At 69.7% G+C, this 24,517-nt stretch carries 24 protein-coding genes, 1 tRNA gene and 1 riboswitch; of the genes, 13 read left to right on the top strand and 12 right to left on the bottom strand.

Going from position 1 to position 24,517, the window contains the following annotated elements; translation table 11 throughout:
* Window positions 1–26: 26 nt before the first annotated feature.
* Both ACFW5B_RS00665 and ACFW5B_RS00670 read right to left on the bottom strand, forming a co-directional pair.
* Complete coding sequence (locus tag ACFW5B_RS00665) at window positions 27–479, bottom strand: GNAT family N-acetyltransferase (RefSeq protein ID WP_386431056.1); 453 nt, start codon at window positions 477–479, stop codon at window positions 27–29.
* 77 nt (window positions 480–556) lie between these two features.
* Window positions 557–1,081: a MarR family winged helix-turn-helix transcriptional regulator gene (locus ACFW5B_RS00670; RefSeq protein WP_386431058.1), complete on the bottom strand. Its 525-nt coding sequence runs from the start codon at window positions 1,079–1,081 to the stop codon at window positions 557–559.
* A 133-nt stretch (window positions 1,082–1,214) separates the two neighbouring features.
* On the opposite strand from ACFW5B_RS00670, the gene ACFW5B_RS00675 reads away from it, so the two are divergent.
* Both ACFW5B_RS00675 and ACFW5B_RS00680 read left to right on the top strand, forming a co-directional pair.
* Window positions 1,215–2,432, top strand: a complete 1,218-nt coding sequence (locus ACFW5B_RS00675; RefSeq protein WP_386431060.1) for an MFS transporter — start codon at window positions 1,215–1,217, stop codon at window positions 2,430–2,432.
* A 134-nt stretch (window positions 2,433–2,566) separates the two neighbouring features.
* Window positions 2,567–3,004 carry a heme-binding protein gene (locus ACFW5B_RS00680; protein WP_386431062.1) on the top strand — a complete coding sequence of 146 codons (438 nt, stop codon included), beginning with the start codon at window positions 2,567–2,569 and terminating at the stop codon, window positions 3,002–3,004.
* A 45-nt stretch (window positions 3,005–3,049) separates the two neighbouring features.
* Here ACFW5B_RS00680 and ACFW5B_RS00685 read toward each other — a convergent pair whose 3' ends face one another.
* Window positions 3,050–3,658 carry a DUF2269 domain-containing protein gene (locus ACFW5B_RS00685; RefSeq protein ID WP_386431064.1) on the bottom strand — a complete coding sequence of 203 codons (609 nt, stop codon included), beginning with the start codon at window positions 3,656–3,658 and terminating at the stop codon, window positions 3,050–3,052.
* A gap of 195 nt (window positions 3,659–3,853) precedes the next feature.
* Here ACFW5B_RS00685 and ACFW5B_RS00690 point away from each other — a divergent pair, with 195 nt between their 5' ends.
* The 3 genes from ACFW5B_RS00690 (at window position 3,854) to ACFW5B_RS00700 (ending at window position 7,771) form a co-directional block, all read left to right on the top strand.
* Window positions 3,854–4,489 (top strand): HAD family hydrolase, encoded by a 636-nt coding sequence (locus ACFW5B_RS00690; protein ID WP_386431066.1) that lies wholly within the window; start codon window positions 3,854–3,856, stop codon window positions 4,487–4,489.
* Between the two features lie 449 nt (window positions 4,490–4,938).
* Complete coding sequence (locus tag ACFW5B_RS00695) at window positions 4,939–6,801, top strand: globin domain-containing protein (RefSeq protein WP_386431068.1); 1,863 nt, start codon at window positions 4,939–4,941, stop codon at window positions 6,799–6,801.
* Between the two features lie 49 nt (window positions 6,802–6,850).
* Window positions 6,851–7,771 (top strand): pyridoxamine 5'-phosphate oxidase family protein, encoded by a 921-nt coding sequence (locus ACFW5B_RS00700; protein WP_386431070.1) that lies wholly within the window; start codon window positions 6,851–6,853, stop codon window positions 7,769–7,771.
* A 33-nt stretch (window positions 7,772–7,804) separates the two neighbouring features.
* Here the strand turns inward: ACFW5B_RS00700 and ACFW5B_RS00705 are convergent, their stop codons facing one another.
* The 3 genes from ACFW5B_RS00705 to ACFW5B_RS00715 form a co-directional block, all read right to left on the bottom strand.
* Window positions 7,805–8,284, bottom strand: a complete 480-nt coding sequence (locus ACFW5B_RS00705; protein ID WP_018092145.1) for an NUDIX domain-containing protein — start codon at window positions 8,282–8,284, stop codon at window positions 7,805–7,807.
* 48 nt (window positions 8,285–8,332) lie between these two features.
* Window positions 8,333–9,229 (bottom strand): LysR family transcriptional regulator, encoded by an 897-nt coding sequence (locus ACFW5B_RS00710; protein WP_386431071.1) that lies wholly within the window; start codon window positions 9,227–9,229, stop codon window positions 8,333–8,335.
* Between the two features lie 302 nt (window positions 9,230–9,531).
* Window positions 9,532–10,410 carry a PLP-dependent transferase gene (locus ACFW5B_RS00715; RefSeq protein WP_386431073.1) on the bottom strand — a complete coding sequence of 293 codons (879 nt, stop codon included), beginning with the start codon at window positions 10,408–10,410 and terminating at the stop codon, window positions 9,532–9,534.
* On the opposite strand from ACFW5B_RS00715, the gene ACFW5B_RS00720 reads away from it, so the two are divergent.
* A tRNA-OTHER gene (locus ACFW5B_RS00720) sits at window positions 10,381–10,475 on the top strand. The two genes, ACFW5B_RS00715 and ACFW5B_RS00720, sit on opposite strands and share 30 nt — an antisense overlap.
* A gap of 180 nt (window positions 10,476–10,655) precedes the next feature.
* Here ACFW5B_RS00720 and ACFW5B_RS00725 read toward each other — a convergent pair.
* A complete protein-coding gene (locus tag ACFW5B_RS00725; protein ID WP_386431075.1) occupies window positions 10,656–11,264 on the bottom strand; it encodes a low molecular weight protein-tyrosine-phosphatase in 609 nt (202 codons plus the stop codon).
* Window positions 11,265–11,267: 3 nt separating this feature from the next.
* Entirely contained in the window at window positions 11,268–11,645 is a 378-nt protein-coding gene (locus tag ACFW5B_RS00730) for a phage holin family protein (protein WP_386431077.1), read from the bottom strand.
* Window positions 11,646–11,693: 48 nt separating this feature from the next.
* Here ACFW5B_RS00730 and ACFW5B_RS00735 point away from each other — a divergent pair, with 48 nt between their 5' ends.
* The 4 genes from ACFW5B_RS00735 to ACFW5B_RS00750 all read left to right on the top strand — a co-directional run bounded on the left by ACFW5B_RS00735 (window position 11,694) and on the right by ACFW5B_RS00750 (window position 14,176).
* Window positions 11,694–12,011 carry a cupin domain-containing protein gene (locus ACFW5B_RS00735; RefSeq protein WP_386431079.1) on the top strand — a complete coding sequence of 106 codons (318 nt, stop codon included), beginning with the start codon at window positions 11,694–11,696 and terminating at the stop codon, window positions 12,009–12,011.
* 225 nt (window positions 12,012–12,236) lie between these two features.
* Window positions 12,237–12,461, top strand: coding sequence for a DUF5326 family protein (locus ACFW5B_RS00740; RefSeq protein ID WP_386431081.1), 225 nt, complete (start codon window positions 12,237–12,239; stop codon window positions 12,459–12,461).
* A 417-nt stretch (window positions 12,462–12,878) separates the two neighbouring features.
* A complete protein-coding gene (locus tag ACFW5B_RS00745) occupies window positions 12,879–13,649 on the top strand; it encodes an IclR family transcriptional regulator (protein WP_386431661.1) in 771 nt (256 codons plus the stop codon).
* A gap of 104 nt (window positions 13,650–13,753) precedes the next feature.
* Window positions 13,754–14,176, top strand: coding sequence for an SsgA family sporulation/cell division regulator (locus tag ACFW5B_RS00750; RefSeq protein WP_386431083.1), 423 nt, complete (start codon window positions 13,754–13,756; stop codon window positions 14,174–14,176).
* A gap of 39 nt (window positions 14,177–14,215) precedes the next feature.
* Here ACFW5B_RS00750 and ACFW5B_RS00755 read toward each other — a convergent pair whose 3' ends face one another.
* Window positions 14,216–15,622: a YibE/F family protein gene (locus ACFW5B_RS00755; protein WP_386431085.1), complete on the bottom strand. Its 1,407-nt coding sequence runs from the start codon at window positions 15,620–15,622 to the stop codon at window positions 14,216–14,218.
* A 71-nt stretch (window positions 15,623–15,693) separates the two neighbouring features.
* Window positions 15,694–15,850, top strand: a riboswitch (TPP riboswitch).
* On the opposite strand from ACFW5B_RS00755, the gene thiC reads away from it, so the two are divergent.
* A complete protein-coding gene (thiC, locus tag ACFW5B_RS00760; RefSeq protein ID WP_386431087.1) occupies window positions 15,844–17,622 on the top strand; it encodes a phosphomethylpyrimidine synthase ThiC in 1,779 nt (592 codons plus the stop codon). Its footprint overlaps the riboswitch before it by 7 nt.
* An 82-nt stretch (window positions 17,623–17,704) precedes the next feature.
* On the opposite strand, the gene ACFW5B_RS00765 is transcribed toward thiC, so the two are convergent.
* The 3 genes from ACFW5B_RS00765 to ACFW5B_RS00775 all read right to left on the bottom strand — a co-directional run bounded on the left by ACFW5B_RS00765 (window position 17,705) and on the right by ACFW5B_RS00775 (window position 21,287).
* A complete protein-coding gene (locus ACFW5B_RS00765) occupies window positions 17,705–18,589 on the bottom strand; it encodes a hypothetical protein (RefSeq protein ID WP_386431089.1) in 885 nt (294 codons plus the stop codon).
* A 230-nt stretch (window positions 18,590–18,819) separates the two neighbouring features.
* A complete protein-coding gene (locus ACFW5B_RS00770) occupies window positions 18,820–19,935 on the bottom strand; it encodes a metallophosphoesterase (protein WP_386431091.1) in 1,116 nt (371 codons plus the stop codon).
* 251 nt (window positions 19,936–20,186) lie between these two features.
* Entirely contained in the window at window positions 20,187–21,287 is a 1,101-nt protein-coding gene (locus ACFW5B_RS00775; protein ID WP_386431093.1) for a LacI family DNA-binding transcriptional regulator, read from the bottom strand.
* Window positions 21,288–21,689: 402 nt separating this feature from the next.
* On the opposite strand from ACFW5B_RS00775, the gene hisC reads away from it, so the two are divergent.
* On the top strand, window positions 21,690–22,769 hold the full coding sequence (hisC, locus tag ACFW5B_RS00780; RefSeq protein ID WP_386431095.1) for a histidinol-phosphate transaminase: 1,080 nt from the start codon (window positions 21,690–21,692) through the stop codon (window positions 22,767–22,769).
* Between the two features lie 231 nt (window positions 22,770–23,000).
* On the top strand, window positions 23,001–24,509 hold the full coding sequence (locus ACFW5B_RS00785) for a cytochrome ubiquinol oxidase subunit I (RefSeq protein ID WP_386431097.1): 1,509 nt from the start codon (window positions 23,001–23,003) through the stop codon (window positions 24,507–24,509).
* Window positions 24,510–24,517: the final 8 nt, after the last annotated feature.

Raw genomic sequence — 24,517 nt, forward strand, 5'->3', positions numbered from 1 at the left:
CGGGGTGCGGGCCGGCCGCCTGTTCCTCAGAGCGGGAGCTTGAACCCCAGGTGCGAGGCCTCGAACCCGAGGCGCTCGTAGAAGCGGTGTGCGTCGATCCGGGTAGCGTCCGAGGTGAGCTGCACCACCTGGCAGCCGAGCGTGCGGGACTCCTCGACCGCCCACTCGATGAGCCGGGTGCCGAGGCCCCCGCCACGCTCGTCACGGTGGATCCGTACGCCCTCGATGATCGAGCGGGTGGCGCCGCGCCGGGACAGGCCGGGGACGACGGTGAGTTGGAGGGTGCCGACCGGCTGCCCGGCGCGGACCGCCACGACCAGGTGCTGCTGCGGATCGGAGGCCAGCGCTTCGAACGCGGCGCGGTACGGAGCCAGATCGTCCGGCGCCTCGCGGATGGCGCCCAGGGGGTCGTCGGCGAGCATCCCGATGATCGCGGGGAGATCGGATTCGGTCGCGCGGCGTATCTCGATATCGCTCATGCGCGCGACCTTATGCCGTGCGGTCACGGGGCCGGTGGGCAGGCGGTCCGGCCCCCTGCTCCCCGCTCGCCCGTCCCTCAACCGCTCGTCGGCGGCGCGAGCGTCTCGACGGCGGTGACCAGTGGTGCCAGCTCGGGGCGCTGCGCGGCCTCCTTGAGGGCCGCGCGCAGCGCGCCGTCATGGGTGGGCCGGGCCTCGACCAGGAGTGCGAGTCCGTCGGAGGTCACGTCGGTGTAGATGCCGCGCCGGTCGTCGGGGCACAGGTAGCGCGAGAGCAGCCCGCGCTCCTCGAGCCGGGTGACCAGGCGGGTCGTGGCGCTCTGGCTGAGGATCACGGAGTCCGCGACCTGGTGCATCCGCAAATGACCGCCCGGCCCGTCGTGCTGCTCGCTGAGCACATTGAGGACCGAGAACTCCCGGACGCTGAGGTCATGAGCGGTCTGCAGCGCGCGCTCGATGTGCGACTCGATCCGGCCGTGCAGCGCGGAAAGTGCGCACCAGCCCTGCGCCGGCCCCGGGGGCTCCGCCGGGGGGCAGCCGGGGGTGGCCGCTGCCGGCTGCGGGGCCGCCGTCCGCTGCGATTCCCGTGTCTGCTGCGTCATCGAAGACCTCCTCATGGGGCGCAGGAACCAGGATAGGCCACCTCCGAAATATACGGCGCTTGCAATTAACCTGCGTCTGCAATTATTGTGGACGCCCGTAAGGGACGGACGCAATGATGTGAAGGGATCCGTCATGCCTCTCGCGCTCCTGGCGCTCGCCATCGGCGCCTTCGGGATAGGGACGACTGAGTTCGCGGTCATGGGCCTGCTGCCCGACATGGCGGCCGGCTTCGGTGTCTCCATCCCGCTCGCCGGATACGCGACCACTCTCTATGCGCTCGGTGTGGTCGTCGGAGCGCCGCTGATGACGGCTCTCGGTACGCGCTTCACCCGCAAGCAGATGCTGACGCTGCTGATGGGCCTGTTCATCGTGGGCAATCTGCTCACGGCCACGGCGCCCAACTTCTGGATCATGCTGACCGGGCGGATCGTGGCCGCGTTCACGCACGGCGCGTTCTTCGGAATCGGCGCGCTGGTGGCCGCCGACCTCGTCGCACCCCAGAAGCGGGCCACCGCCCTCTCGCTCATGTTCAGCGGCCTGACCGTCGCCAACGTCGTGGGCGTACCGGCCGGCACCATGCTCAGTCAGCACTTCGACTGGCGCACCACCTTCTACGCCATCACTGCGCTCGGTGTGATCGGCCTGCTGGGGATCGTCCGGCTGATCCCCGCACAGCGGGCCAAGGCGGCCTCTTCCCTAGGCAGCGAACTGGCGGTGTTCCGCAACCCCCAGGTCGGCCTCGCGATGCTGATGACGATCCTGGGCTTCGGCGGCGTCTTCGCGGCCGTCACCTACCTCGCCTCGATGATGACCGAGGTGACCGGCTTCGCACCGTCCTCGGTGATCTGGCTGACGGCCGTCTTCGGCCTCGGCATGGTCGGCGGAAACCTGGTCTCCGGCCGCTTCACCGACCGCGCCATGATGCCGATGCTGTATGTGGCGCTGACCGGACTGGCGCTCTCGCTGGCGGCGTTCACCTTCACCGCGCACGACAAGATCGCCGCCACCCTCACCCTCGCGCTGATCGGCATCTTCGGTTTCGCCACCGTGCCGCCGCTGCAGAAGCGGGTGATGGACCAGGCCGCCTCGGCGCCCACCCTGGCCTCGGCGGGCAACATCGCGGCCTTCAACTTCGGCAACGCACTGGCCGCCTGGCTCGGCGGGATCGTCATCTCAGCCGGTCTGGGTTACACCGCGCCCAACTGGGTCGGCGCCCTGATGACGGTCGCGGCGCTCGGCGTAGCCATATTCGCCTCCGCCCTGGAGCGGCGCCGGCCGGGCCGGGACCAGGTGGTGGCCTCCGGCGGACCCGTGGCCGCCGGAGAGCCCGTCGTGGCGGCACACGGCTGACCACCGCATCCGTTCCGTCCCGAATCACCGTCGCCCCTCCCGAATCGTCGCCCCCGAACCACCGTCGTCCTTCTACTCGAATCGCCCTTGCGCCCTTTGGGCGGTGGGCACCACCACTCCCCAAGGACCACCTCATGAGCACCACCACCGCCACCCCCACCGTCCGCCCCCTCACCACCCGCGAGGCCGATGCCCTGATCGAGGCCGCCGTCCGTGCCGCCGATGGCCTCGGGGTGCGGGGCAGCGTCACCGTTCTGGACGCGGGCGGCCAGCTGCTCGGCTTCCGGCGGGACGACACGGCCGTGCTGATCTCCGGGGAGACCAGCACCCGCAAGGCCTACACCGCCCTCCAGTTGGAGGCGCCGACCGCCGAACTCGTCGACCACGTACGCCCCGACGGGCTCTTCCACACCCTGCCCACGGCGCTGGACCGGCCGCTGCTCTTCCTCGCGGGCGGGGTGCCGCTCCACCGGGACGGGCGGCCGATCGGCGCGCTCGGCTTCGGCGGCGGCGCCCCCGAGCAGGACCACCGGATCGTCACCGCGGCGACAGCGGAGAGGGGCCTCGTCTGACCCGCCCCCGGCCTCGCCTGACCCTGACCTCTCCTGCCCGCGGCCTCATCCGACCCGCCTCGACCCGGCCCGGCTCAACCCCGGCTTCCCGCCCCACCAGCGGAGGCCCGCGCCCTTGATGCCGCCCCGTCGAGCCCGGCCGGCGCGGGCCTCGGCCGACTGCGTCGCGCGCAGTCGGCTGCCGCGGGCGGTCGGCCCCCAGGGCTTGAGGACGGAGATCGCGGTGAGGAAGAGATAGGTGGCCGTCGCGACCGACGGCGCGACGACGAGGCTGACGTCGTGGGCCGGGGTGCCGGCGGCGGCCTCGGCGGCGAGGTGGTTGATGCCGGGCCGGAGCGAGAACACCGACAGCAGCACGGTAACGAGCGTCAGCCAGAACTTCACCACGACCCAGCGGTGCCGGGCCAGTCCCCAGGCGGTGCCCAGCGACAGCACCAGCCCGCTGACCAGCGAGGCGAAGGCGAGCGGGAGGACCAGCCAGTCACCGAAGATCTTCATCGCCAGGTAGGCGACCGCCGCCGTCCCGGGGGAGCCGGTGCGGTAGCCGGTGATGCCGAGCGCGAGTAGCCCGAGGGTGAGACCGAGCCAGCTGACGGACACGGCGACATGAAGGACCAGGACGGCCCGGCGGACCGGGCGGCTGAGCTGCTGCATACCGCCACGGTCCCGCCCCGGGGCGCGCGGTACATCTGCCGCCGGGAGTATCCGCGCGTACGCAGTCTTGAGTACGCACCTGCGACCGGCGCCGATAAGCATCGTCTCGGCGGATTTCATGGCGTACGAACCCAGTTGCACCCATAACCCCTCCCGCCCGTGCATCCCGCCGGAGGGCGCTCTAGGCTCCGGGCCATGAGCAAGCTGCATCTGTTCGACATGGACGGGACCCTGCTCCACGGGTCCGCAGCGGCAATCGAGATCTCCCGGCAGCTCGGGCTGGACCGGGAGATCGGCGAGCTGGAACGCGGATTCGCGGCGGGTGAGCTGACGCCCGTGCAGTTCGCGGAACGGGCATGCGAGCTGTGGGCCGCCGAGCTGACCGAAGCCCAGGTGGCCGCGGCCTTCGAGGGTGCGCCATGGCTGTCCGGAATCCGAGAGGTCTGGGCCGATATCCGGGCACGCGGCGAACGGTGCGCGGTGATTTCCCTGTCCCCGGCCTTCTTTGTCGAGCGGCTGCTGGCCTGGGGGGCCGACGCGGCGCACGGTTCCCGCTGGCCGGATGTGCCGATCCGGCAGACGGTGGAGCCGAGCGGCATCCTCACCTCGGCGGCGAAGGTGCGTATCGCGGATGAACTCTGCGTGGAGTACGGGCTGACCCGCGCCGACTGCGTGGCGTATGGCGACTCGCAGTCGGATGCCGAACTGTTCGGCGTGGTTCCGCGGTCCGTGGCCGTGAATGCGGATCACCATGTCAGTGGCCTGGCCTCATTTGCGTATGCGGGTGTTGATCTGCGCGAGGCATACGAGCTGGCGCGTACTGGCCGGTAATTCCGCGCTTTCCGCGGCGGATTCGTCCGCTGTGGGCGCTGAAAACGCAGTCTGTGGGGAGGATCACTGTTATCGGAAGGCCGCCAGGAGTGTTCCAAGATCAGGACTTGTGGTTTGAAGTACTGCCGGTATGGTCGAGTCCGGCTTTGCGGAGTGAGGGCTTCCGCGGGAAGCGTGAAGGGCGGGCAAAGCTCGTCAGCCTAGCGGCGAAGCGGCCCGCGTCACCCGGACTTCCGACTATTTGTCCAGTGCGATGAGCGGGAGTGGCATGCTGCTGACACGGCATCTGTTCCACATTGTCGCAAGGAAGTGAGATTTGTCCGCTTTGGGGGATGTTGCCGGGATCACTTAGCCGATGAAGAATTCCGGGGCAGGGCGGGGGAATTCCGGGCAGTTCCGTTCCATGGAACTGCGAAGACGACCGAATGACGTTCGAGGCGAGGCAGACCATGGACGCTCCGACCACTACGTCGGCCGATAACGGATCTTCCGGCGGGAGCAGTGGCGATTGGGGTTGGTTCACTCCGCCGGCGAAGAAGTCCTCCGGAGAACAGCAGGAGCGGCAAAGCAGTCAGGACCGGCAACAAGCCGAGGACGGCCGGGCCGAAGCGGACGACCGGGGTGCACACCCCGACCGCGTCGACCCCAGAGACCGGAATGAGCGGTACGAGAGAGATGACCGCAACGACCGGGAACGGATACCCAGTCGGCCGGTCAATCCGATCCGGCCGGTAGGCACCTCCGCCGCGCGTGAGCGGACGGAGCCGTCGCAGACTGCGCAGGCACGGCACGAGACCGGTGGAGCGCCCACCGCACCCGCCCCCACGGAGCGGTCCGCGGCCTCCCCCGGCTACGCCGCCGCGTCCTCCGCACCGCCGCGCCGCGCGCCCGGCCCCAGCTGGGAGCACAATCCGTTCCAGGACGGTCTGCCGTCCTGGCAACCCGAGCCGGTCCGCGAGCCCGAGCCCGTACACGAATCGGCGCGCGCCACGGGAGCGCCCACGGGGAGCGCGGCCCCGGCACCGCCTGCCCCGACCGCGGCTCCGGCGCCGCCCGCCCCGACCGCGGCGGCCGCGCCCCCGGCCTTCACCCCCAAGGTCCCTTCCGCCGCTCCCGCACCGGAGCCCTCCCTCGGCGACGTGACCGCCTCGGCCTCCTCCGCCACCCCCGCCTCTCCCGACGCGGTTCTCATCCGCCGCACCATGGCGGAGATCGAGCCCGTGGCCGACAAGGTCACCTCGTACTTCTACGCGCTGCTCTTCGTCCAGTACCCCGACCTCCGGGCGCTGTTCCCCGCCTCGATGGACACCCAGCGCGACCGGCTCTTCAAAGCGCTGCTCACCGCGGCCCAGCACGTCGACGACGCCGATGTGCTCACCGCGTACCTCGCGAACCTCGGCCGCGGGCACCGCAAATACGGCACCCAGCCCGACCACTACCCGGCGGTCGGCGAATGCCTGCTCAGCGCGCTCGCGCGCTATGCCACGTCCAGTTGGGGGCCGGAGACCCAGGCCGCCTGGGTGCGCGCCTACACGGCCATCTCGCAGATCATGATCGACGCGGCCGCCGAGAACGAGGCGGTGGCCCCCGCCTGGTGGCAGGCCGAGGTCGTCTCGCACGAACTGCGCACGCCCGACATCGCGGTGGTCACGGTCCGCCCCGACCAGCCGTACCCGTTCCTCGCCGGGCAGTACACCAGCGTGGAAACCCCCTGGTGGCCGCGGATCTGGCGGCACTACTCCTTCGCCTCCGCGCCGCGCTCCGACGGTCTGCTGTCCTTCCACGTCAAGGCGGTCCCGGCCGGCTGGGTCTCCAACGCCATGGTGCACCGCGCCCGCCCCGGCGATGTGATCCGGCTCGGGGCGCCCGGCGGCTCGATGACCGTCGACCACACGACGCGCAGCGGTCTGCTGTGCGTCGGCGGCGGCACCGGCATCGCGCCCCTCAAGGCGCTGATCGAGGATGTCGCGGAGCACGGCGTCCGGCGTCCCGTCGAGGTCTTCTACGGCGCCCGCAGCGATCAGGACCTCTACGACCTCGACACGATGCTGCGCCTGGAGCAGGCCCATCCGTGGCTCTCCGTCCGCCCGGTCGTCGCCACCGGACCGGCGGCGCGCGGCGGGACCAGCAGCGAAACCGGGCAACTTCCGGACGCAGTACGGCAATACGGGCCATTCCGCGAGTACGACGCCTACCTTTCCGGGCCGCCAGGGTTGATCCGCAGCGGCGTGGACGCTTTGGTGGGAGTCGGCATCCCGACTGACCGTATCCGGCACGACTCCATCGAAGAGCTGGTCTCGGCGGCGGATTGAGATCTCGGCAGTGCAGGGCGAATCCGGTCCGACAGGGGAGGGGTGGGGCATGCCGCAGGAGCGCCCCGGGAGCGACGGTGAGCACCTGGTGCAGCAGCGACTCGGTAGCACCGAGCGCGCCGACCGCTTTTACCGGGAACAGGTCCTGGACCATCTCAACGCCCGGATGCGCGAGTTCGTGGCCCGGCAGGAGATGTTCTTCCTGGCCACGGCCGACCGGCACGGCGACTGCGACTCGACCTTCCGGGCCGGTCCGCCGGGATTCATCCAGGTGCTCGACGACCGGACGCTGGCGTATCCCGAATACCGTGGCAACGGTGTCATGGCCTCGATCGGCAACATCTCGGAGAATCCGCGCCTGGGCCTCCTGATGATCGACTTCACCCGGGACCGCATCGGGCTGCACATCAACGGCCGTGCGCGGGTGGTCATGGACGACGAGATGCGGGCGCAGTTCGCCGGGCTGCCGGTCGACCCGGTTCCCGGGCGGCGCCCCCAGCTGTGGGTCACGGTCGAGGTCGAAGAGGCGTACATCCACTGCGCCAAGCACATTCCGTATCTGCAGAAGGTCCCGGTGCAGGAGCGCGGGGCGCGGGCATGGGGCACCGACGACAGCAAGCGCAAGGGCGGCGACTTCTTCGGCACGGCGGCCGAGGCGGGCGAGCGGCCGCCGTTCCGGCGCACGGAGCGCAGGAACGAGCACCTGCGGGGCGGACTCCACGAGGACACCGACGACACCGCCTGCCCGGTCACGGCCCCGGTGTACGGGGGCGAGCCCGCGGAGGCCGGTCCGCCCCCGGCGGCAGGAACCGAGCCCGGACCTGCGGCTTCCGGCCGGGACGACTTCGTGGAGGAGCTGAACGCCGAGTTCCTCGACCGGGTCGAGCGGGTGCTCGCCCGCGCCCAGCCCCGTCGTGCCACGGAGGACGAGGCGGAATTCCGCGGCTGGTTCGACCGGAGCGAGGGCTGACCCGGCGCCTGCCGCAGCTGGTGGGCGGTCCGCTCAGCCCAGGTCGGGGGCGTGCATGGCGCGTACGCCCTCGATGTTGCCGTCGAGGTAGTGCCGCAGCGACAGCGGGACCACCTCGACCGAGGCGATGCCGACGCGGGTGAAGGGCACCCGCACGATGTCGTAGTCCCCGCAGGGCTCCTCGACCTCGGGGCCGTGCCGGCGGGTGAGGTCCATCGAGTCGAGCCGGCAGACGAAGAAGTGCTGGACCTTCACCCCGTCCACCCCGCCGTCGCTGAAGTGCTCGACGGTGTCCACGAACACCGGCACCACGTCCTTGATCTTCGCCCCCAGCTCTTCGTCCAGCTCACGGTGGAGGGCGTCGATCACGGTGGCGTCCTCGGGCTCGACACCGCCGCCGGGAGTGATCCAGTACGGGGCCCGGCCCGGCTTGGTGCGTTTGATCAGAACGAGGTCCGCGCCGTCCAGCAGAATCGCGCGGGCGGTGCGTTTGACGACTGGCCGTTCGTTCATAGGGGACAGATGCCGCAGTCACGGCCTGGTGAAACCCACGCCCCTCGGTCACCAGCCGACCGCGGTGCGCAGCAGCGATTCATGCGCTCGCGCGATGTGCGGCAGGCCGAGCGTGCCGTTGCGTACGGCCAGGAAGTAGGTCCGCAGCGGGGGCACCGTCGGGTCGAGCAGGGTGATGACCTCGCCGTCGGCCAGCGCGTCGGCGCACAGATAGCGGGGCAGAACGGCGAGCCCCGCGCCGGCCGTGACGCAGGACAGCACCGCCCGCAGATCACCGGCGATCACAGCAGCGGAGGCCGTGGGCTTGGCGTCGAAGACCGCGGACCAGTAGCGGGCGATCAGCGGCAGGCTCTCGTGGACCTCCACGATCGGCACGGGGTCCAGCAGGCGGACGCCGCCGGCCTGCAACGCCCCGGGGCCGCCCAGCCGGTCCGCCCAGTGAGGTGCGGCGATCAGTACATGCTCCTCGTCGCACAGCGGGGTGGCACTCAGCAGCCCGCCGCGCGGCCGGGTCGTGGTGACGGTCAGATCGTGGTGACCGGCCGCCAGACCGCTCAGCATCTCCTCCGCGGACCCGAAGGCGGTACGGATGGACAGGCCCTGGGATATCAGCGGGGTGAGCGCCGGGAGTGCGCGCTCGGTGAGGAATTCCGGTGGCCCGGCGAGATGGAGGGTGCGGGTGACGGACTCCCGGTCCAGGCCCGCTTCGGTGATCTCGGTGAGCGCGTCCAGATGCGGCGCCACCTTGTGCGCGAGTTCGTCGCCGATCGTGGTCGGGGTGACACCGCGGGCGCAGCGGACGAAGAGCGGGCGGCCCAACTGGCGTTCCAGTGCCCGGATCTGGCTGGTCACCGCGGGTTGGGAGAGGCCGAGTAATCCCGCGGCGCGGGTGAAGGAGCCGGCCCGGTGCACCGTGACGAAGGTGCGCAGCAGAGCCAGATCCATCGCGTACCTCCTGCGCCCCTCGGAAGCCTGGTCGCGGGCCAACTATAAATTTGTCGATAGGGATGTGTCGCTAGCGTGATTGGACACTGACGCTCAGTCAACTAGCCTTGTTCGAGCGGTTGGTTTCACGTGGAACAACTGGTTTCACGTGAAACGCGTGGACTCGGGGCCATGGAGAACCGCAGGCCGGCAGGGTGACGAGGGGGGATACCCTGCCGGCCTTTCCTCCAGAGGCGCCGACCCCGGCGGCACTCGGTCTGTTCGATCCGTTCCGGCCATGCGGTCCAGCGTGATCTGTGCGGTCAGTGCGGTGCGGCCACGTCCAGCGCCCGCAGGACATCCGCGATCAGATCCTCCGGCTCCTCGACGCCGACCGAGAAGCGGATGAAGCCCTCCGGCACCGCGTCGCCGCCCCAACGCGCCCGTCGCTCCGCGCTGGACCGTACGCCCCCGAAGCTCGTCGCCTCGTCCACCAAGGTCAGCGCGGTAAGGAACCGCTCCGCGAAGGACACGTCGGGCAGCACGAAGGACACCACGGAGCCGAAGCGTCCCGGGCGCATCTGGCGGGCGGCGAGCTCGTGCGACGGGTCGGACGGCAGCCCGGGGTGGCGGAGCCCGGTGACCTCCGGGCGGTCGGCCAGCGCCGCGGCCAGCGCCAGCGCACCGGCCGACTGCTGCCGGACGCGCAGCGCGAGGGTGGCGAGTGAGCGATGGGCGAGCCAGCTCTCCATGGGGCCGGGGATCGCACCCACGGTCTTGCGCCACAGCCGTACGGAATCGGCGAGGGCGGCATCGCGGGTGCAGGCATAGCCCAGCAGGACGTCGCCATGACCGGTCAGCGCCTTGGTGCCGCTGGCCACCGAGAAGTCCGCCCCCAGGTCGAGGGGGCGCTGACCGAGCGGGGTGGCGAGGGTGTTGTCGACGGCGACCAACGCGCCCCGGCGGTGCGCCGCGTCGGCCAGCCGCTGGATGTCGCAGACATCGAGGCCGGGGTTGGAGGGCGTCTCGATCCACAGCAGCCGGGCGCCGTCCAGGGCGTCGAGCTGTGCGTCGTGCGCGGTCGGCGCCGTACGGACCTCGATGCCATAGCTCTCCAGACGCGTGCGCGCGGCCGGCAGCAGCTGATAGCCGTCGCTGGGGAGCACCACCGCGTCGCCGGAGCGCAGCTGGGAGAAGAGCACCGCGCTGATCGCCGCCATACCGGAGGCGAAGGCGACGGTGTGCGCGCTCTCGTCCGGCGACTCCAGCTCACCGATCGCCTGTTCCAGCAGGGTCCATGTCGGGTTGCCGTCGCGGCCGTAGGTGTAGGGGCCGACGGCGTCGCCGGGGAGGTGGTAGTGGGCCGCGAACACCGGCCCGGGGAGGGCCGGCTCATAGGCACCGGGCTCCGGGAGCCCGGCTCGTACGGCGCGGGTGCCGTCGCCCGTCATGCGCACTCCTTCTCCGGCGGCCGAGGGGGTTCAGCACGCCGGCTGTCGTGGTCGGCGGGGCGGACCGGGGCGACGCCGGCCGGGAGCGCGGCGCGGACCGCGGCCAGGAGGCCCTCGCTCGCCGTCTCGACCATCTCCAGGCACTCCTCGAAGCCCTCGAAGCCGCCGTAGTACGGATCGGGTACGTCGAGTGCGCCGGAGCGAGCGGCATGGAAGCCCGGGTCCGCATTGCGGTCCGGCACCGCGCCCGTCCCGTAGGAACGCAGCAAGCGGACCTTGGCGGCGTCCTCGGTGGTGGGGGCCAGCCGGCGCAGCTCGCGCAGATGGCCGGAGTCGAGCGCGATGACCAGGTCGAGGCGGTCGAACCAGGAGACATGGAACTGCCGGGCGGTATGCGTGTGTTCATAGCCGCCCGCGCGCAGTACGGCGACCGTGCGCGGGTCGGCTCCATCGCCCTCGTGCCAGCCGCCGGTCCCCGCGCTGTCGACCTCGACCAGGCCGTCGAGCCCGTCTTCCGCCAGGCGGGCGCGGAAGACGGACTCCGCCATCGGCGACCGGCAGATGTTTCCGGTGCAGACGAAGCAGATGCGGAAGGGAGCGGACACGGGTCAGTCCTCGTCGGGAAGGATCACATGCATCGCCCAGGCCACGATGGAGATGATCACGCCGCCGAGCATGGCCGTCCAGAAGCCGTCCACATGGAAGGCCAGATCGGCCTTGCCGGCGAGCCAGGAGGTCAGCATCAGCATCAGCGCGTTCACGACCAGGGTGATCAGGCCGAGCGTGAGGATGAACAGGGGGAACGAGAGCAGCTTCACCACGGGCTTGACCAGGAAATTGACCAGGCCGAAGATCAGCGCGACGAGGATCAGGGTGAGTATTTGGCGGCCGGTGTTCTCACCGGTGAGCGTGATGTCCTTGAGCAGCCAGATGGCCACGGCAAGCGCCGCGGCATTGGCGATCGTCTTGACCAGAAAATGCTTCATGGTGAGATCGTCGCAGACGAGTCTGAATCATCGAGGGGTGCGAACGGCATGAAGGCCTTCAGACTGGAAGAGCTGGAAGCGGAGCGGGCCGCCAACGACGGTGCGTATCTGCAGTTCCTCCGGGAACGCAACATGTCGGTCGGCCTGTACGCGCTCGACGCCGGCAGCGTCGATCCACAGCAGCCGCACGGGCAGGACGAGGTGTACCTCGTGGTCAGCGGCCGGGCGGCGATCACCGTCGGGCAGGAGACGCAGTCGGTCGCGCGGGGCAGTGTGGTCTATGTGCCGGCGGGGGTGCCCCACAAGTTCCACCACATCAGCGAGGACCTCCGGGTGATGGTGGTCTTCTCTCCTCCTGAAAGCTAGGGGCCGGCCCCCCATACCCGTAGGGGACGGGTCAGGGAAGGACCGGGGCTGCGCAGCCCCCGCGGCCGTGGCCGGCGTCCTAGCATCGTTGGTGAAGGGAAACCTGAGGCGTGAGGCGGCAGACCCGCAGCACGCGGACGGTGCCATCTGCGCGACCAGTGCGCAGCGGACGGATAGCGCGGTACGGACAACGACAGCGCGACAGACAGAAAGCAGGGGAGAGCAGTGGCCGGTAAGGGGATATTCGCAGGGCTTCCGTGGTGGGTCACCTGGGTCGTGGTGCCCGTCATCCTGATCGTCGTCTTCGGCGGACTGATCACCACCGCACTCGGCCTTCTGATCGGCTTGCTGTTCAAGGTCCTCATAGCGGCGGCTCTGGTCGCCGGGGTCATCTACCTCGTCCGCAGGGCCAGCGGCTCGTCGTCTTCCTCGTCGAAGAGCGACTGGTAAGCCACGGCGGAGGCCACCGGCCGCCGGTGCTTGACCGCCGGCGGTCGCCGTCCGCGGCCCCGCTCGGCGGTGGTCACCGGACGGCCACTCCACAAAGCTCGCCAAACGCGCCAAACCCGTCAAACCTGCCTCGTCGCGACGCAGTTGAGCCCGATGTCGAACCCGGCCCGCACAGTTCCGCTCGGCGGTGCGCGGGTGGGGTAACTCCTCCGGCTTTCGCCCTGTGAGCCCGATAGGCCGCGTTAGAGTGCCGGGCGCAGACGTCTTCCGGACTGTGGCGTTCCGGAAAATCCGGGTGAGACGAGCCCGGTCCGGGGGTCCTCGTGGCGCCGGGGAGACGCGCGTGGTCATGGGAGGTGTTCCCGTGGCCGGGGCCCCGTGCCCCTCTGCGAGCGGACCTGGGGGTTGGCGTTGGCGATCGTGAACGGCGAATCCGACTCCCACCCCACCTTGATCGCATCGGTGCGGCGGGCGCTCCGGTTGCTGGAGGCAGTGGGTGCGCATGCGGACGGCGCGCCCGCCAAGCAGCTGGCCAGAGAGGCCGGGCTGCCGCTGCCGACGGCTTACCACCTGCTGCGGACCCTGGCGCACGAGGGCTATCTCCAGCGGCAGCACGGTGTCTTCGTCCTCGGTGCGGCGGTCGACGGCATCGGCCGGGCCGGGGCCAGGCGCCGGCAGCGGGCCCATCTCTCCGAAGCACTCGCCGTGGCGGGCCGGGAGCTGGGCGCCGCCGTCTACTTCGCCGTCTACCGGGAGGGTGAAGTCGAGGTGGTCGCGGTGACCGACGACCCGGCGCGGCCGCCGGTTGCGGAGTGGGTCGACTTCCGCGCCACCGCGCACGCCCATGCGGTCGGGCAATGCCTGCTCGCGCAACTCGACGACGCAACGAGGAAGGAGCATCTCGCGCGCCATCCCGTCCAGCCGATAACGCCCTTTTCCGTGCGAACTGAGGACGATTTGCTGCACCGTTTGGATACGGTGCGTCGCGATCATGTTGCGTATGAGCGCCAGGAATATGCCCTGGGCACGGTGTGTGCCGCTATCCCTGTCCAAGTCGGGGCGGCCACGGCGACTTTGGCGGTTTCGCTGCCCATGGACGAACTGCGTCGATTGCGGTCCGTCACAGAGCGACTACGGAAAATGGCGGAGGCGACACTAACGACACTCGCCTTCTCTATCAGTATCTGAAAACTCACTCCTTGTGATCTGCTGGCGCGTGGCAGACGATGGCGCCACTAGGGCTACGGGGGTTGTTTCCCCGCCATCTCCGATCAAGTGCGGGGCAGTGGTTGATGACCGACACAGTTCAGGCAGAAGTGATCATGAGCTTCGTCGTCTCGGAGGAGCTTGCGTTCCGGATCCCGGTGGAGCTGGACTTCGCCACCGCCGATCCGTATGCCGTCCGCCTCACCTTCGACCTGCCCGGCGATGCGCCGGTGACCTGGGTGTTCGGCCGGGAACTGCTGCTGGACGGGTTGAGCCGGCCGTCCGGCGAGGGTGATGTACGGATCGAGCCGACCTCCCCCGAGCACCTCAGCGATGTCCTCATCAGCCTTCAAGTCGGCACCGAGTGCGCGCTGTTCCGGGTGAGCGCGGCGCCGCTGGTGGCCTTCCTGGACCGCACGGACCGGCTGGTGCCGCTGGGCAAGGAAGAGGTCTGCGACACCCTGGAGGCCGTGCTGGACCGGATCCTCACGGAGGCCCCGGCCGGCTGACACGGCCCCCGGGCCGCCCCCTGCTCCCGCCTCCCGTCGTCACTGCTTGCGCCGCTTGCCGCGTCCCCCGCGTCGTCCCGGTCGGCCACCCGCGGGGCTCGCCGCCCCGATGCCGGCCCCGACGACGGCTGCCGGCCCGGCTCCCGTGTCGTCGCTCGCCGGTGCGGCCAGTCCCGTCCGGTCCGGTGATCCCTTCCGGTCCGCCGAGACGACCAGCGCGGCCAGCAGTGTGGTCAGCGGCACCGCGGCGACCAGTCCGATGCTGCCCACGAGCGTGCGGACGATCTCCTCCGCGACCACCTCGCTCGAAGCGACCGTGCCGACGCTGCTCTGTGCGATCGAGAACAACAGCAGCAGCGGCAGTGCGGCACCCGCGTAGGCCAGCACAAGGGTGTTGACCACGGACGCGATGTGATCCCGGCCGATCCGCATCGCGGCCCCGTACAGCTTGCGCCACCCTGCCGACGGATCCGCCTCCTTGAGCTCCCAGACCGCGGCGGTCTGGGTCACCGTCACATCGTCGAGCACCCCCAGCGAACCGATGATGATCCCCGCCAGCAGCAGACCGCGGATCTCGATGTCGGGGTACAGACCGTGCACCAGCCCGGTGGTGTCATCCGTATTGCCGGTCAGCAGTGCCCAGCCGATGAACACCGATCCGAGCAGCCCGATCAGCAGCAGTGACGCGAGGGTGCCGAGCACGGCCACGGAGGTACGGGCCGTCAGCCCGTGGCACAGGTAGAGCGCGATCAGCATGATCGCGCTGCCGCCGACCACCGCCACCACCAGCGGATTGGAGCCCTGGAGGATCGCCGGGAGGATGAACAGCGTCAGGACCACAAAGCTGGCCGCCAGCGCCACCAGTGCGAGCACACCCCGCAGCCGGCCGACGATCACCACCGCGAAGGCAAAGATCGCTGCCAGCAGCCACATCGGGAGCGTCCGGTCCACATCGCTGACCGAGTACTGCAGGTCCTTCGGCGCCTTGGGGGAGTACGTCACCACCACCTCCTGACCGGTGGTGTAGTGGCGCAGCGCGTCCGGGGTCACCACCGTCCGGAAGGTGCGCCCCTTGTTCTCCCCGGTGGTGACTTCGATCGTTGCCTGCTGGCAGTGCTTGCCCGTCTCCGCTCCCCCGGTCGGCGGCTGCCCCGTCGGCGACGGTGGCTGAGGCTGCTGTTCGGCATGGACGTCCGCGCAGTTCACCTCCGCCACTTTGATCACTCGGGCCGTCTCCGTGGGCTGGTCGAAGCCGACCCCGGACGGTTTGTGGGGCGGTGCACCGCCCGGCCAGAGCACGACCAGACCGACCGCTACCGCGGCCGCGAACGGGATCAGCACCGCCGCGATGACCTTGCGCAGATGCCGGGAGACGGGCGCGGCAGGGCCATGGCCGTGCCCATGGGAGTGCGGGGCGGAATGGTGGTGGGTCTCGTAAGGCGACACCGCCCGATCATCGCAAGAACTCCAGGGGCCCACTGTTCACCGCGCCACAACGGCCGCTACCGTGGTGGCACCTTTGCAATCGCGGGAGCTCGGAGCACCGGGCTGAGAGGGCGCTGACCTTCGTCCCCGCGGCGTTTCACGTGAAACGCCGACGGACGGAAGCCGCTGCGTCGACCGCCGAACCTGGTACCGGGTAATGCCGGCGTAGGGAGTTGGGTCTCATGACTCTGCAGGATGCACGCACGCCCGAAAACGGTGCGAACGACGGCGAAAAGCCGCAGATCGGCTGGCACAAGGGCTATGTCTCCGGAGCGCGCCCGGACCTTCGGGTGCCGGTCCGGCGGGTGCACCTCACCAACGGCAAGGACGTGACGCTCTACGACACGTCAGGGCCGTACACCGATCCCAATATCGAAACCGATGTCCGCCGCGGTCTGGCACCGCTGCGGGAGAACTGGATCATCGGCCGCGGCGACACCGAGGAATACGCGGGCCGTCCCATGCGGCCGGAGGACGACGGCCTCAAGCACACCTCACCGCGCGGCGGACTGAAGAACCTCGACGCGGTCTTCCCGGGCCGACCCCGCCAGCCGCGGCGCGGCCGCACGGGCACCCCGGTCACCCAGCTCGCCTACGCCCAGCGCGGCGAGATCACCGCGGAGATGGAGTACGTCGCCCTCCGCGAGAAGGTGTCGCCCGAGTTCGTCCGCGACGAGATCGCGGCCGGCCGCGCGGTGCTGCCCGCCAACATCAACCACCCGGAGATCGAGCCGATGATCATCGGCAAGAACTTCCTGGTGAAGGTGAACGCCAACATCGGTAATTCCGCGGTCACCTCCTCCATCGAGGAGGAGGTGGAGAAGATGACCTGGGCGACCCGCTGGGGCGCCGACACCGTCATGGACCTCTCCACCGGCCGCAACATCCACACCACACGCGAGTGGGTGCTGCGCAACTCCCCCGTCCCCATCGGCACCGTCCCCCTCTACCAGGCGCTGGAGAAGGTCGACGGCAAGGCCGAGGAGCTGACCTGGGAGATCTACAAGGACACCGTCATCGAGCAGGCCGAACAGGGCGTCGACTACATGACGGTGCACGCCGGTGTGCTGCTCCGCTATGTGCCTCTCACGGCCCGCCGCAAGACCGGCATCGTCTCCCGCGGTGGTTCGATCATGGCGGCCTGGTGCCTGGCGCACCACCAGGAGTCGTTCCTCTACACGCACTTCGAGGAGCTCTGCGAGATCCTCGCCTCCTACGACGTGACCTACTCACTCGGTGACGGTCTGCGTCCCGGCTCGATCGCGGACGCCAACGACGAGGCGCAGTTCGCGGAGCTGAAGACGCTCGGCGAGCTGAACACCATCGCCAAGCGGCACGGCGTACAGACCATGATCGAGGGCCCCGGGCATGTCCCGATGCACAAGATCAAGGAGAACATCGACCTCCAGCAGGAGATCTGCGAAGAGGCGCCGTTCTACACGCTCGGCCCGCTGACCACCGACATCGCGCCCGCCTACGACCACATCACCTCCGGTATCGGCGCGGCGATGATCGCCTGGTGGGGCACCGCGATGCTCTGCTACGTCACGCCCAAGGAGCACCTGGGCCTGCCGGACCGCGACGACGTCAAGACCGGCGTGATCACTTACAAGATCGCGGCCCATGCGGCGGACCTGGCCAAGGGGCACCCGGGCGCCCAGGAGTGGGACGACGCGCTCTCCGACGCCCGTTTCGAGTTCCGCTGGGAGGACCAGTTCAACCTGGCCCTCGACCCGGACACGGCGCGTGCCTTCCACGACGCGACGCTGCCCGCCGAACCGGCGAAGACGGCCCACTTCTGCTCGATGTGCGGCCCGAAGTTCTGCTCGATGAAGATCAGTCAGGACATCCGCCGCGAGCACGGTGGCGACCTGGCCCTCGACCCCGAGGCCGGAATGGCCGAGAAGTCGAAGGAGTTCGCCGCGGCGGGCAACCGCGTCTATCTGCCGATCGCGGACTAGCCGGCCCGTCCGGACCCCCACGGCGAAGGCCCCTGCCCGATGGGCGGGGGCCTCCCCGTTGGCGGAGCCGGCGGCGGCACCCCTAATCCGCCTGGTGATCCGGTCCGCCGTAATCCGGGCTGGTGAAGTCCGGGCTGGAGTAGCGCGGGCGGGCGCCCGAGGAGCCGCTGTCGGGGCTGGAGAACTCGGGGCGGGTGTAGCCGAGGGTGGGAATCCGGCTCTCCGGGGACGTGGTGCGGCGCGGGACGTAACGGTCCGGGACGTCGTCCGGGGTGGCGGCGGGGTCGCTGAGGGCCGCACGGAGAAAGGGCAGCAGGCCGCGCTCCAGGAGGGCGCGGCGCCAGTCCTCACGGGCCCGGTCCAGTGCCTCGTCCCGCTCCCCGGCTCTGGCGACCTGGGCGGACGCGCCGTTGCGCAGCGCCGTGACGAGAAGGCCGGCCATCGCGACCAGGGTGCCCGCCGCGGTCAGCGCCGCGAAGATCCAGCCGACGCTGATCAGCGGCTGGGCCAGCGACTTGTCGGAGCTGACGGCGCGCAGCACATATCCGATGAGGAGGAAGAGGACGGCGGCGATACCGGCGAGCACGGGGGCCAGCACGGCGATCATGGCGGTCAGCCCGGCACCGGTGGTTTCGGCCGCGTCCATGACCGTGGCGCTGTCCGGGGCCGGACTCCCGCCGTCGGCCCCGTGCTGCTCCGCGTCGCCCGTATCGGCGACGGACGCGACCGGTGCCGGTGTCCGCAATGCGGTGCGGAGCTGCACATAGCGTTGGTATTCGGCCGTGGCGCAGGCGGCGATGGCGGTGGTCGCGCTGAGCGCCATCGTGCGCAACTGCTCGGTGTCGAGACGGTATCCCGTGGTGTCGGTCAGGTCGTCCGGGCGGTATGGGGCGGTACGCAGCGCCTCATCGAGGAGCCGCGTGAATTCCTCGCGATCCTCGTTCAGCAGGTGCGGAGCGCTGTTCATGTGGATCCCCCGATGCTCCGTAGGGCCGTACGGCCGGCGTTGGCCGGGCAGTGGGCGGAAACGGAGGAGAGCCTGCTACGGATAGACCGATGGTAGAGCGACTCCGGCACGGCGTGACAGAGAGTTTGCGGAAATTGAGTAATGCCCCGACCGGTTTCCGCCGGTGTCGCCCGCCGTTTTCGTCCTGACCGTACGCCGGCCGACCCGGCGCCCGGCGATGCCCGCAACCCTCAGCCGGCCAGCGGCAGTTGAACGACCAACAGCTTTCCGGCCATCGTGATGCCGCCGTCCATGGCGATTGCCAGCCCGTCGGCGTAGACATGCGGACCGTCGACCGCAACGCTCTCGCTCTCGCCGTCCTCCGCGCCGACCTCGCCCAGCAGATACGGGATCGGGCTGTGGCCGTGGACCACGCGGTCGCCGCCGTAGGCATCGAGGAGTTCCCGGACGGCGTCCGAGCCGGCCTCGTCGCGGAAGGCGAAGCGCTTGGTGAACTTCCGGAACAGATCCCAGACTTCATCCGCTTCGCTGCGGGTGAGCACGTCGTGGACGGTGTCGTTGACGGCCTCGATGGAGTCGCCGTATTCGAGGTAGGCGGTGGTGTCGGAGTGCACGAGCAGATGCCCGTCCTCCTCCATCACGGCGTCCAGCCGGGCCATCCACTGGAGGTGGTGGTCCTCCAGGCGGTCCATGTCGCTCTTCTGGCCGCCGTTGAGGAGCCAGGCGGCCTGGAAGGATGCGGTGCCGGCGCCGGACTGCACGGGGGTGTCGCCGAACCGCTTGGCGCCCAGCAGCAGGAGTTCGTGATTGCCCATCAGGGCCTTGCAGTAGCCGCCGGCCGCCGCGGCCTCCGCGGAGAGCTGCATGACGAGGTCGATGACGCCGATCCCGTCGGGGCCGCGGTCGGTGAAGTCGCCGAGGAACCAGAGCCGGGCGTTGCCCGCCGCCCAGTTGCCGTCGGCGTCGATCAGGCCCTCGGCGGCCAGTGCCTCGCGCAGCTCGTCGTAGTAGCCGTGCACATCGCCGACGACGTACAACGGGCCCATGCCCTCGGGCGCGTCGGGGTCCGTGGCGGGCTCGGGCACCGGGACGACCGCCGCGTGGTCGATGAGGGTGTCCGTACGGCCGGGGGTGATGACCGGGAGGTCCCGCGCGGTCGGGGTGTACTCCTCGGGCATCTCGGCCGGCGGTGCCGTGGGGGGCGCGGCGGGAGGTGCGGGAGGGGCACCGGCGGGCATGTGGAGCGGCGGACCGACGGGCGGCGCGGGGGACCCGGCGGGCGTGCCGGAAGGCACTCCGGGCGGCGGAGCCGACGCCGGAGTTTCTCCCGCCATGGTCCGCACCATGGGTCCCAGACTGGCCCCCTGAGTCATCGACCCCTCCACCGTTGCGCCGCCGTGCACCTCTCGGACCTTTGCCTGGTCGACGGCGGTCCGCGGTGTCGTCCGCCCATCATAGGAATGCTGGTCGCGGGTTGTGACGCACCCGGGGGTGGTCAATCCACCGGAGCCCGGCATTCGGGGCTGATTTATCCCGTGTTCGCCACGTTTTTTCCTCCGAGCTGGGAACGCCCGGTCGTCCGTAAGTGGGAGCACCCTCAGTCGCCGGCCGGTCCCCGTGGCGGGCTGACGGTCGTTCGCGGTGACCTTCGCTGGGACGAGGCACGGACGATGAGATCAGTGGGTATCACCTGTTCGATGGGCCGGCCGGTGTCCAGCCCTTCGATCGCGTCGATGAGGATCTGGATGACGGCGGTGCCGATGCGGCGCGGTTTCAGGGACAGTGTGGTGACCGGCGGTTCGGTGGCGGCATACAGGGTGGACTCGCTGCAGCAGACCAGCAGCAGGTCCTCCGGCACCCGCAGTCCGTAGCGCCGGGCGGCGGCGAGCAGGTCCGTGCCGTTGGGGTCGAAGAGCCCGTAGACGGCGTCCGGGCGGTCCGGGCGGGCCAGCAGCCGGTCGGCGGCCACGGCGCCGGCACACGGGTCGTGTGCCGGGTAGGACTCGTACACCGGATCCTGGCCGACCCGCTCGCACCAGTGCAGATAGGCGGTGGTCGACAGCCGGGTGTAGGTGTCGGTGGTGTTGCCCGTGAGGAGTCCGATGCGGCGGGCGCCGGCGTCGGCGAGATGGTCGAGCAGCCCGAGGACGGCCGCCTCGTGATCGTTGTCGACCCAGCCGGTGACGGGCAGTGCGCCGCCGGGGCGGCCGTCGGAGACGACGGGGATGCCGTGCCGGACGAGTTCGGTGACGACGGGGTCGCCGTCGGCGGGGTCGATGACGACGGTGCCGTCGAGGGCGACGTTGGACCACACGTCGTGGCGGGACGTCGCCGGGAGGATGACCAGCGCATAGCCGCGGGCCAGTGCCGCGGAGGTGGCGGCTCTGGCCATCTCCGCGAAGTAGGCGAATTCGGTGAAGGTGAAGGGTTCGTCCCCGTATGTGGTCACGGTCAGGCCGAGGAGCCCTGACTTGCCGGTACGGAGGGTGCGGGCGGCCGCGGACGGGCGGTAGCCCAGCCGGTCGGCCACTTCGCGGACATGGCTACGGGTGGCATCCGGAAGCCGGCCCTTGCCGTTGAGCGCGTCGGAGACGGTCGTGATCGACACACCGGCTGCGGCGGCCACGTCCCGGATGCCCGCCCGCCCCAGCCGGCGACCGGTCGACCGGCTCACCTGGTGCTTCCCTGCTGCTGTCATGGCGAGCCGATAGTAGGGCTCGTTAGAGGCATTCACGGGGGTCTCCCAACGGCTCTGGAAAGGCACGTTTCTGCACGGTGATCAATCCACAATTCCCTGGAAAATAAAGGGAGTTGAAGCGTATGGTGATCATTCTGGGGGAGATTTTCCGCCTTCACCTGTCGATCGGTTCCGGTCCGGAACCGCTCTCAAGTCACCTTGACGGGGGATGCGCGCCACGGCGCAAGCCACCGGCGTGCACCGGTCCGGGGAGCGCTCCCAGGAGGCTTTGCGCGGGCCGCTCCGGACGGCCGTCCGGAGGGCGGAGAGCTGCCGCCGCCGGGCCGGGGCTGCCGCCGAACGGGTCAATCCTCATAAGGTGTGCAGTATTGGAGATGAGCGGACGGTCGAGGAGGACCTGCGGTGAGCGAGAAGACCCCGAAGCTGCGTGCTGCGCTGGACGGCGTCCCCACCTACAAGCCGGGCCGGCCGGCGGCGGCCGGCGGCCCCGTCACGTACAAGCTGTCCTCCAATGAGAACCCGTATCCGCCGCTGCCGGGCGTACTGGAGAGCGCGGTGACCGCTGCCGGGTCCTTCAACCGGTACCCGGACATGGCTTGCACGGGCCTGATGGCGGAGCTGTCCGAGCGGTTCTCGGTGCCGCTGGAGCACCTGGCGACCGGCACCGGATCGGTCGGGGTGGCGCAGCAGCTGGTCCAGGCGACGGCCGGGCCCGGCGATGAAGTGATCTATGCCTGGCGCTCGTTCGAGGCGTACCCGATCATCACCCAGGTCTCCGGTGCCACGCCGGTGCAGGTCCCGCTGACCTCCGACGAGGTGCACGACCTGGACGCGATGCTGGCCGCGGTCACCGAACGCACCCGGCTGATCTTCGTCTGCAACCCCAACAACCCCACCGGCACCGTCGTACGCCGTGCGGAGCTGGAGTCCTTCCTGGACCGGGTGCCGGGCGATGTGCTGGTGGTGCTGGACGAGGCCTATCGCGAGTTCATCCGGGACGCCGAGGTGCCGGACGGCATCGATCTCTACCGTGACCGTCCCAACGTGTGTGTGCTGCGGACCTTCTCCAAGGCGTACGGGCTGGCGGGGCTGCGGGTCGGTTTCGCGGTGGCCCATGAGCCGGTGGCCGCGGCGCTGCGCAAGACGGCGGTGCCGTTCGGGGTCAGCCAGCTCGCGCAGGAGGCGGCGGTGGCCTCGCTGCGCAGTGAGGCGGCGCTGCTGGAGCGGGTGGACGCGCTGGTGGCGGAGCGGGCGCGGGTGGTGGACGGGCTGCTCGGGCAGGGCTGGACGGTCGCGGAGACGCAGGCCAACTTCGTCTGGCTGCGGCTGGGGGACCGTACCGTCGACTTCGCGGCGGCCTGTGAGCGGGCCGGGGTGGTCGTGCGGCCGTTCCCCGGCGAGGGGGTGCGGGTGACGATCGGCGAGAGCCCGGCCATGGATCTGTTCCTGCAGGCCGCGGAGGAGTTCCGCAAGGTGCTGTAAGCCGTTGTGAGGGCGCTGTTCCGAGGCCGTGGGTCCGCTGACCGCGGCCTCGAAGCATGTGTGGGGGGTACGTGACCGCAGTCACGTACCCCCGCCCGGGATTGGCCGAAAGCGGTAGGAGATAATTGCTTGTGAATGTGAACGCGTTCACAAGCGCGTCCATTATGTGGCTTTTATAGGCCGCATAACGGGCACTGCCGTGCTGGAGCACGGCGACGTAAGGAGCACGACATGGAACTGGCGTTGGCGCCAGAGACTCTGGCGCGATGGCAATTCGGCATCACGACCGTCTACCACTTCCTGTTCGTCCCTCTGACGATCTCCCTCGCCGCTCTGGTGGCCGGACTCGAGACCGCATGGGTACGCACGGGCAAGGAGAAGTACCTCAAGGCCACCAAGTTCTGGGGCAAGCTGTTTCTGATCAATATCGCGATGGGTGTCGTCACCGGCATCGTCCAGGAGTTCCAGTTCGGGATGAACTGGTCCGACTACTCGCGGTTCGTCGGCGACGTCTTCGGTGCTCCGCTGGCCCTTGAGGCGCTGATCGCGTTCTTCTTCGAGTCCACCTTCATCGGGCTGTGGATCTTCGGCTGGGACAAGCTGCCGAAGAAGATCCACTGCTGCTGCATGTGGATGGTCTCGATCGGCACGATCCTCTCGTCGTACTTCATCCTGGCGGCGAACTCCTGGATGCAGCACCCGGTCGGCTACAAGTACAACGCCGCGAACGGCCGTGCCGAGCTGACCGACTTCTGGGAGGTGCTCACCCAGGACACCACCCTGGTCGTCGTCTTCCACACGCTCACCGCGGCCTTCCTGACCGGTGCCGCGTTCATGGTCGGCATATCCGCGTTCCATCTGATGCGCAAGAAGCACATCAAGGTCATGCGGACCTCGCTGCGGCTCGGGCTGATCACGATGGTGATCGCCGGCATCCTCACCGCGGTGAGCGGCGACGAGCTCGGCAAGGTGATGTTCAAGCAGCAGCCGATGAAGATGGCCGCCGCCGAGGCGCTGTGGGAGACGGAGAAGCCGGCGCCGTTCTCGGTCTTCGCCTACGGGGACGTCGACAAGGGGCACAACAAGGTCGCCATCGAGGTGCCCGGTCTGCTCTCCTTCCTCGCGCACAACGACTTCAGCTCGCCGGTCCCCGGCATCAACGACGTCAACCGGTCCGAACAGCAGAAGTTCGGGCCCGGTGACTACCGGCCCAACATCCCGGTCGCCTACTGGGGCTTCCGCTGGATGATCGGCTTCGGGATGTCGTCGTTCGCCATCGGACTCGCCGGGCTGTGGCTGACCCGTAAGAAGTTCTGGCTTGCGCCGGGGCTGCGTACGGGGGACGAGGAACCACCCCGGCTCGTGGTCACCAAGAACAAGGAACTCGGTGCCCGTCTGAGCAAGTGGTACTGGTCGCTCGCCTTCGTCACCCTCGGCTTCCCGCTCCTGGCGAACTCCTGGGGCTGGATATTCACCGAGATGGGCCGCCAGCCCTGGGTCGTCTACGGCGTGCTGCGCACCTCGGACGCGGTGTCCCCGGGCGTCTCGCAGGGCGAGGTGCTCACCTCGATGATCGTCTTCACCACGCTCTACGCGGTCCTCGCCGTGGTCGAGGTCAAGCTGCTGGTGAAGTACGTCAAGGCCGGACCGCCGGAACTCACCGACTCCGACCTCAACCCGCCCACCAGGATCGGCGGCGACAACACGGACGCCGACCGGCCGATGGCCTTCTCGTACTAGGAGGCGAC

It is taken from the genome of Streptomyces sp. NPDC058773, assembly GCF_042746015.1.
GTDB lineage: Bacteria > Actinomycetota > Actinomycetes > Streptomycetales > Streptomycetaceae > Streptomyces.